The 7733-nt window shown below is 72.8% G+C and carries 8 protein-coding genes and 1 pseudogene; 4 read left to right on the top strand and 5 right to left on the bottom strand.

Going from position 1 to position 7733, the window contains the following annotated elements; genetic code table 11:
* The first annotated feature begins 128 nt into the window (after positions 1 to 128).
* Positions 129 to 521 (top strand): DUF2237 family protein, encoded by a 393-nt coding sequence (locus FRAQA3DRAFT_RS08400; RefSeq protein WP_085950024.1) that lies wholly within the window; start codon positions 129 to 131, stop codon positions 519 to 521.
* Between the two features lie 64 nt (positions 522 to 585).
* Here FRAQA3DRAFT_RS08400 and FRAQA3DRAFT_RS08395 read toward each other — a convergent pair whose 3' ends face one another.
* Positions 586 to 1521: a sulfotransferase gene (locus FRAQA3DRAFT_RS08395; protein WP_009738637.1), complete on the bottom strand. Its 936-nt coding sequence runs from the start codon at positions 1519 to 1521 to the stop codon at positions 586 to 588.
* 203 nt (positions 1522 to 1724) lie between these two features.
* Between FRAQA3DRAFT_RS08395 and FRAQA3DRAFT_RS08390 the strand changes: the two genes are divergently transcribed.
* Positions 1725 to 2651: a hypothetical protein gene (locus tag FRAQA3DRAFT_RS08390; protein ID WP_009738636.1), complete on the top strand. Its 927-nt coding sequence runs from the start codon at positions 1725 to 1727 to the stop codon at positions 2649 to 2651.
* An 80-nt stretch (positions 2652 to 2731) separates the two neighbouring features.
* Here the strand turns inward: FRAQA3DRAFT_RS08390 and FRAQA3DRAFT_RS35870 are convergent, their stop codons facing one another.
* Positions 2732 to 3052 carry a zinc-binding dehydrogenase gene (locus FRAQA3DRAFT_RS35870; protein ID WP_035920692.1) on the bottom strand — a complete coding sequence of 107 codons (321 nt, stop codon included), beginning with the start codon at positions 3050 to 3052 and terminating at the stop codon, positions 2732 to 2734.
* 43 nt (positions 3053 to 3095) lie between these two features.
* Positions 3096 to 3161: pseudogene (locus FRAQA3DRAFT_RS38550) on the bottom strand (hypothetical protein); the annotation flags it as partial.
* Between the two features lie 491 nt (positions 3162 to 3652).
* Between FRAQA3DRAFT_RS38550 and FRAQA3DRAFT_RS08380 the strand changes: the two are divergent.
* Entirely contained in the window at positions 3653 to 4060 is a 408-nt protein-coding gene (locus tag FRAQA3DRAFT_RS08380) for a hypothetical protein (protein ID WP_009738635.1), read from the top strand.
* Between the two features lie 125 nt (positions 4061 to 4185).
* On the opposite strand, the gene FRAQA3DRAFT_RS08375 is transcribed toward FRAQA3DRAFT_RS08380, so the two are convergent.
* Both FRAQA3DRAFT_RS08375 and FRAQA3DRAFT_RS08370 read right to left on the bottom strand, forming a co-directional pair.
* The gene (locus FRAQA3DRAFT_RS08375) at positions 4186 to 5403 is read right to left on the bottom strand and encodes an ABC transporter substrate-binding protein (protein WP_009738634.1); all 1218 of its coding nucleotides are present in this window, start codon (positions 5401 to 5403) and stop codon (positions 4186 to 4188) included.
* Between the two features lie 428 nt (positions 5404 to 5831).
* Positions 5832 to 6596 carry a crotonase/enoyl-CoA hydratase family protein gene (locus FRAQA3DRAFT_RS08370; protein ID WP_009738633.1) on the bottom strand — a complete coding sequence of 255 codons (765 nt, stop codon included), beginning with the start codon at positions 6594 to 6596 and terminating at the stop codon, positions 5832 to 5834.
* Positions 6597 to 6913: 317 nt separating this feature from the next.
* Between FRAQA3DRAFT_RS08370 and FRAQA3DRAFT_RS08365 the strand changes: the two genes are divergently transcribed.
* Positions 6914 to 7696, top strand: coding sequence for a FadR/GntR family transcriptional regulator (locus tag FRAQA3DRAFT_RS08365; protein ID WP_009738632.1), 783 nt, complete (start codon positions 6914 to 6916; stop codon positions 7694 to 7696).
* Positions 7697 to 7733: the final 37 nt, after the last annotated feature.

Raw genomic sequence — 7733 nt, 5'->3', positions numbered from 1 at the left:
CGCGACGGCGCCCGGGTGACGCCGCGGGCGCCGGCCGGGGCGGACGTGCCGGTCGTCACCGCCGCGCGCCCGGCCCGATCTGGCCAGACGTCGTGTGACCACCGCGCGCGTGGGAGAAAATAGGCGGCGTGGCAGTGGAGCGCAACGTTCTCGGTGGGGACCTCGAACCCTGCGGCACCGATCCGGTGACCGGGTTCTACCGCGACGGGTGCTGCAGCACCGGTCCGGAGGATCTCGGCAGCCACACCGTCTGCGCGGTGGTGACCGCCGAGTTCCTGCGCCATCAGCGCCAGGTCGGCAACGACCTGTCGACCCCCCGGCCGGAGTACTCCTTCCCCGGACTGCGCCCCGGGGACCGCTGGTGCGTCGTCGCCGTCCGCTGGCTGCAGGCCTACGACGCCGGGGCCGCCGCCCCGGTCGTGCTCGCCTCGACGCACGAGCGGGCGTTGGAGGTCGTCCCGCTGGAGGCGCTGCGCGCGCACGCCGTCGACGTCCCCGCGGACCCGCGTTCCCTGGGCTGAACCGACCCGCCCACGGCCGACCCGCGCCCCGCCGTCCGGCCGTGGGCGCGGGCCACGGGTGGGATCAGTCGATCACCTCGGGTTCGAGGCCGACGGTGAGCCAGTCGCGGTAGGGCAGGCCGGTGAGCTCCTCCAGCCGGGCGATGTCGTCGACGAAGTACGGCAACACCGCGCGCCGCTGCTCGGGGGTCAGCTTCGGCCGGCCGCCCTTCTGGCGTTGCAGCGCCGCCAGCAGCGGGCCGCGCACCGCGTGGCGCACCGGCACGGGGAAGTGGTGACCGACGCGCCCGCCGGTACGCAGCACCGCCCGCAGCGCCGTGTTCACCGGGGTGTCGGCGACGAACGGCGTGACGTTCTCCGAGGGCACGAGGTCGACGAGCCCGGTCTCGACGCCGAGGAACTCGCAGACGCGGTCCAGCGTGGCGGCGGGGGAGTCGCGCAGGTCCCGGTAGCGCAGCAGCAGCACCTGGTCGCGGGAGAACAGGCCGAACAGGTGAGCGAGCTGCTCGCCGTAGCGGCCGAGGGAGACGTAGTGCCAGAACTGCGCCCAGCCGGCATCGCGCCGCTGCTCCTCGAGCGCGCAGGCGCGGACGAAGTCACGTTCGCTCTCCAGCCCCGCCGCCCACAGATGCGTCCAGTTGGAGTGGGCGCGGTCGACCGGGTTGCGCAGCAGGACGATGATCCGCACCTTCGGCAGCAGCCGCCTGATCCGGTTCTGGGCGTCGAGGTCGTAGAGGTAGAACGGGGTCGCCTCGCCGGTGAGCGTCCCCTTGGGCGCCGGGTCGAACAACGCCTCGTAGTCACGGCGGCGCCACACGTGCTCCTGGTACGTCTGGGCGTCGCCGGGGCCGCCGCGGGCCGGCGGCGGGCCCTCGGAGAGGAAGAACTTCGGCTCCTTCACCGCGGGCAGGAACAACGCCGGATGCCGCGACAGCGCGGCGTGCAGCGCGGTCGTGCCGGCCTTGGGCACGCCGAGCACGAGGAAGTCGGGCAGGGCCATCGGCGGTCGCTCCTTGTGGACGGGGATCGGCGTGGACGGGGATCGGCGTCGGTCGATCCGGGCGCGGGGCGGCGCCGGCCGAAGGCTACGCGCAGGCATAGCCGAGTAACTCGACCGGTGAAATCAGGATCGTAGCCGCGCTCCGACCCCGCCGGGGCCGGCTTGCCAGGCCGTCTTTCTCACCGAAACTGTAGGGTTGCGGCGTGGCAATCAGCCAGCAGTACGCGACGTCCGAGATCATCCCCCTACCCGGCCGGCGGCCCGCGACCACGGTGGCAGCCTCCCCCGGACCGGGCCCGGGTTTCTGGGCCGGCGCGCCCTGTGCGGTGCTGGTGGACGGCGTGTTCTATCTGGCCTACCGGCTGCGCCGCCCGGTCGGCAGCGGCCGCGGCTACGGGCTGGTGATCGCCCGCTCCACCGACGGGGAGACGTTCACCGAGATCGCCGAGGTCCCGCGTGACCCGTTCGGCGCGGAGAGCCTGGAACGGCCCGCCCTGGTGGCGACCCCGCAGGGCTCGTGGCGGCTCTATGTCAGCTGCGCCACCCCGGGCAGCCCGCACTGGTGGGTGGACCTGCTGGAGGCCGACTCCCCGGCCGCCTTCGACCCGCAGCGCCGGCGCACGGTGCTGCCCGGTGACCCGGCCACCCTCGCCGTGAAGGACCCGGTCGTGGCCCTGCTCGACGGCCAGTGGCAGCTCTGGGCGTCCTGCCATCCCCTCGACGACCCGCTGGCCACCGACCGGATGGACAGCCGGCACGCCACCAGCCCCGACGGTGTGCACTGGACCTGGACCGGGACGGCGCTCGCCCCCCGCCCGGACCACTGGGACGCCCGCGGCGTGCGGATCAGCGCCGTGCTCACCGGCGGCACCCAGCCGGTGGCCTACTACGACGGGCGGGCGAGCGCCGCGCAGAACTGGGCCGAGCGCACCGGCCTCGCCGTCGGCATCACCCCCGACCGCTTCCACGCCGTCGGCACCGAGCCGGTCGCGTTCTCCCCGGACGGCGACGGCGCGCTGCGCTACGTCAGCGTCGTGCCCCTGCCGGACGGCTCCCACCGGCTGTACTACGAGGCCGCCCTGCCCGACGGCAGCCACGAGCTGCGCACGGAGCTGCACCCGGCGCCCTGAGCCGGCGCCCTGAGCCGGCGCGCCACGCCAGCCCCGACGCCCGCGGCGTCCCGCGTCGGGCGCGGGCCACGCCCCGGTGGTCAGCGCTGCCCGGCCGGGCTCGGCACGATCTTGCCGACGTTCGCCCGCGCCTTGATCGCCGCATGCGCCTCACCGGCCCGCTCCAGCGGCCATGCGGCGTGGACGACGGGTCGTAGCAGGCCCTGTGCGTGCAGCTCCCACAGTTCGCGAGCGTGGGCGTCGTAGACGTCGCGACGGCGGGCGACCAGATGCGGCATGGCGAATCCGATCACCGAGCGCGCCTGCCTGCGCAGCTCGTTGACGTCGACCGGCCCGCCGATGCCGTTGTAGGCGACGAGTCGGCCCAGCGGCGCGAGTGCCTCCAGGCAGCGTCGCTGCACCGGCCCGCCACCCGCTCACCCCAGCCCCGATCGCCGCGATCCGTCCGGCCACCTCACCGCCGGGGCAGTGCGGCAGCGGCACTCCACCGCCGCCCGGGTTGCCGCGCACGAGCCGCACGACCGGCAGGGTCACCCCCGCCGCGCCGACCTCGATCAGCACCTGGCCGGGCCCCGGCTCGGGCACGTCCACCCGCTCGACCCGCAGCACCGCGGGGCCGCCGTAGGTGTGGAAGCGGACCGCCTGCGCCCTGATGCCTCCCGTGGACCTCGACGGCGTCGATCGTCGACGCTGTCGAAGTCTGGGGCCGGCCGTCGGCGGGGTCAAACGGATTGTTCGGAGTTGATTGATCGCCCGATGGCGTGCTGGCGAACAACGGGCACGAACGCCGACGATGGCCGCAGCCACGTGGGGAGACACCGCACGCCGTCGAAGGAATTTGTTGCGCCGGCGGAGAAGACCCTCGTTCTCGTGGCCGGAGGATCCGCGCGGTCGTCCTGACCGGTGGGAGAAGTCGCCGCGCAGGATCGCGGAAAACAGGAGTGCCGTGACGGTTCACGGGCTTGTGCCCGGTGGCCTGAACGGCTCGGAAGGGGAGTTCCATGAAGTTTCGCAGGGCGGTCGCCGTCGCCGGTATGTGCACGGCGGTCACGGTGGGGGCGGCCGTCACGGCCCCCGGGGCCTTCGCGGCCACGACGTACACGATGCACACCAACGACGGCGACCCCGGTGGCCGGGTCACGTTCCAGCCCGACGGGGACGTCGTCACCTTGTGCGATATCGAGTCCGACGGCTGGGCGGTCTACCTGAAGGTGACCGACAAGACCGCGGGGAAGGATGAATACCACTACACCATCGGTGGCAACGGTAACTGCCAGACGTTCCGCAAATCCCTGGGAGAGCCGTACGACCTCGACGAGGGGCACGTGATCCACTTTAAGATCTGCCTCGACAAGGACGGACGGGATCCCTCCTACTGCGACACCTCGGACTGGGCGAACGCGAACTGAGACGGACACGGTGACGGCGGTTCTCCTCATTGTGGGATCCGCCGTCACCAGCCTCCGGCACGACCTAACGGAATACCGCCCGCCCGCCCGTGAAGCGGGGCGGACGGGCGGTGGTGGTGACGCGGTTAGGAGGCGATCTCCTTGCCGCACAGCTGCTCCTTGACGACGTCGAACGCCGTCCCGGCCTCGTTGACCTGCACGAAGGCGTAGCAGGTGGTCTGGCGGCCCTGGCCGTGGGCGATGTCGATGGGCTGGATGAGCCCCTCGGAGTCGTAGTTCGTCACCGCGCGCAGCCCGTCGATGAAGCCCTGCCGGGTCGGGCAGTCCCCGGCCTCCTCCAGCCCGCGGACGAACATGTCCGTCTGGATGAACGACATCAGCGGGATGTCCCGCTGCGGCTGCCCGATCTGCGGCGCGTAGCGGTTCATGGCGTCGACGTAGGCGGCGATCGCCGGCCCGCCGGACTCGAACGGGCGGTAGAACAGCGGCACCGTCACCCCCGCCATCCCGGCTCCGTACCGCTTGAGCAGCTCGGCGTCGTACCCGTTCGTCGCCATGACGACCTTGGGCGCGTTCCCGGAGGAGCGAAGCTGCGCGAGCACCTGGACGAGGGCGTCGGTGTCGGTGATGGCGACGAGCGTGTCGGCCCCGCTGGCGATGATGCGCTGGGCGACCGCCGCCGGGTTGTCCGCGCCGGGCGTGTAGCTGACGGTCCCGCCGTCGCTGATGCCCGCCGCCTGCATGCTCTGGATCCACTTCGTGCCCACGTCGGAGACGCTGCCGGACAGCGCGGTCTGCAGCAGCAACGCCCGGCTGCCCCCGCGGGACTTCACGAACGTGCCGTAGGTGTCCACGGGGGCGCCGGTGGTGTACGAGAACGAGAACATGTTGCGGTACTTCGACCAGACGCCCTCGGCGGCCAGCCCCGTGACCGGGATGCCCTGGTCGCTGAGGTACTGGGCGCTGCCACTGGCCGCGACCGTGGACTCGATCACGCCGAAGACCTTCTGGTGCTCGACGAGGTCACGGGCGGCGTTCGCGTTCGTCTCCGGCGTGCCCTGGTCGTCCCGCCACTCGTAGACGATCTTGCGGCCGTTGATGCCGCCCTTGGCGTTGATCAGGCCGAGCCGGGCGTCGATGCCGGCGCGGGAGGCCTGCAACGGCCCCGACACCGCGCCGGTGTCCGGATAGATGACACCGATGCGGATCTCGTCCTTGGTCACCCCGGGCGTGTCGCAGTCGCCGGCGGCGCCCGCCGCGCCACCGGCGCAGCCCGTGGCGGTGGCTGCGGTCAGGGTCAGCGCGGCGGTCGCGAGACGTAACTGGGAATGGCGGCGGCGCATAAGCAACGAACCCCTCGGTGGCTGGCGGTGGAAGATCGGCGAGGACGGGCGACGATCAGCGAACGGCGCGCAGCGGACTCCGATGTGCCTGCGGCAGGGTGCGCATGGCCGGAACCCGCGATTGCGATGTTCACCGCCTGTGACAACAGGCACGTGCCCGAGGTGGGGACATTACCGTAAAATGTCCGCACACAAGCACAATACCTAGCACACCTTTGTGGTGTTATGCCTGGTGGGCATGGGTGTGCGTCCGGAGGGCCGCGTATGGTGCGGCAGGCTTGCGTCCCCACAAACAGGCGCGCTCGAGGCGCCGCTGGTGACTCCCGGCGGCCGGCTGGCCGCGTGGCGGCACGCGAAACGGCCGCGGGCGGGATGGTCGTGCCCCGCCGCGGCCGTCGCCCGCCGTCAGTCCCCTCGCCGGGCGAGGGTCACTCGCCGCGCCAGACCGGCGGCCGCTTCTCGGCGAACGCCAACGCGCCCTCCTTGGCGTCCGCGGAGGCGAACACCGGCTCCATGATCTTCGCCTGGCGGTCGAACGCCTCGTCGGCCGGCCAGGCCGACGCCGAGGCGACGATCTCCTTGGTGGCGGCGACGGCCAGCGGGCCGTTCGCCGCGATCCGGGCGGCGAGCGCCCGGGCTCCGGCCAGCGCCTCGCCGGCCGGGGTCAGCACGTTGACCAGGCCGTAGCGGTGGGCGTCGGGGGCGGAGAGCTGGTCGCCGGTCAGCGCCAGCTCCAGGGCGACCTGGTAGGGGATGCGCTTGGGCAGGCGCAGCAGGCCGCCGGCACCGGCGACGAGCCCCCGCTTGACCTCCGGGATGCCGAAGGCGGCGTTCTCGGCGGCGACGACCAGGTCGCAGGACAGCACGACCTCGCACCCACCGGCCAGGGCGAAGCCCTCGACCGCGGCGATGATCGGCTTACGCGGCGGCGACAGCGTGATGCCGGCCAGGCCCCGGCCCTCGACCACGACGTTCTCGCCGCGCAGGAACGCCTTGAGGTCCATCCCGGAGCAGAACGTGCCGCCCGCGCCGGTGATGATCGCCACGGTCAGGTCCTTGCGGGACTCGAACTCGTCGAGGGCGGCGGCGACGCCCTCGGACACGGCGCGGTTCACGGCGTTGCGCGCCTGCGGGCGGTTGATCGTGATGACGGTGACCCCGTCGGCGTGTTCGACCAGAACTTCGTCGGACATACGTGCTCCCTCGTTGACGGACAGTAAGCCACGTGCATCCGCGTCGCCGCGTTCGGGTGATCTCGTCGCGGACGTGGCTGTATTTCGCGCAATACCCGGTGGCCGAACGCTACCGCTGTCGCGTCGCAGAGGAGAGGTCTCGCCCGCGCCGCCGCCCTCGCCACCGCCCTGGGACGGTCGTCGTCGTGGCAGGCGCCGTGTCCGGTCTCACGGCGGGGATCTGTGCGTGCCCCGGTAGTCTCGCACCGTGGTCGACGGCGGCCGCGGGTGCCGCCGGGCATGGCGGGCCGCCCGGAGCAGCAGAGGAGTCCGTCGCCATGACCGCCCAGGCGTTCGCGACACCCGCCGTTCACGGCGACGGCATCCGTTCCCCCAAGACCGCGGAGCTGCTCACCCGCCGGCTGCGCCGGATGATCGTCGCCGGGGAGCTGCGCGCCGGCGACTTCCTGCCCCGCGAGGCCGAGCTCATGGCGCACTTCGGGGTCTCGCGCCCGACGCTGCGCGAGGCGGTGCGGGTGCTGGAGGCCGAGTCGCTGGTGGAGGTGCGCCGCGGGTCGCGGACCGGGGCGCGCATCCGGGTCCCCGGCCCGGAGATGGTCGCCCGCCCCGCCGGGCTGCTCCTGCAGCTCGCCGGTGCGACGATCGCCGAGGTGCTCACCGCCCGACTCGGCGTCGAGCCGCTGGCGGCGTGGCTGTTCGCCGAAGGCGGCACGCCCGGGGCGGCCGAGGTGCTCGCCGCGGACATCGCCCGCGCCCGCGACGAGGTCGACCGCCGCCGCCCCGGCCCGGCGTTCACCGACGTGCACCGCAGCGTCGTGGCGGGCTCCGGCAATCGCGCGCTGGTGGTGACCTTCGAGATGATGCAGGAGATCATCGCCCGCCACGTCGCCGCGAAGACCCGCCGGTCGATCGCCCCTGACGACCCCGAGGAGCTCGCCGCCTACGGGCGGGCGATCCGCGCCTACGACAGGCTGCTCGCCCACATCCGCGCCGGTGAGGCCGACGAGGCCCAGGCGTTCTGGCGGCGCCACCTGGAGCTGGCCAACAGCCTCCTGCTGCGCGACGTCGACCCGAACACCGTCGTCGACATCCTCGACTGACCGCTACCTCACAGAGTCCTACCAGGAACTCGCTACT

Source organism: Frankia sp. QA3, from assembly GCF_000262465.1.
Classification (GTDB): Bacteria; Actinomycetota; Actinomycetes; order Frankiales; family Frankiaceae; genus Frankia.
Note: the sequence above shows the minus strand (reverse complement) of the source record. Positions and strands in the feature narration are given on the sequence as shown.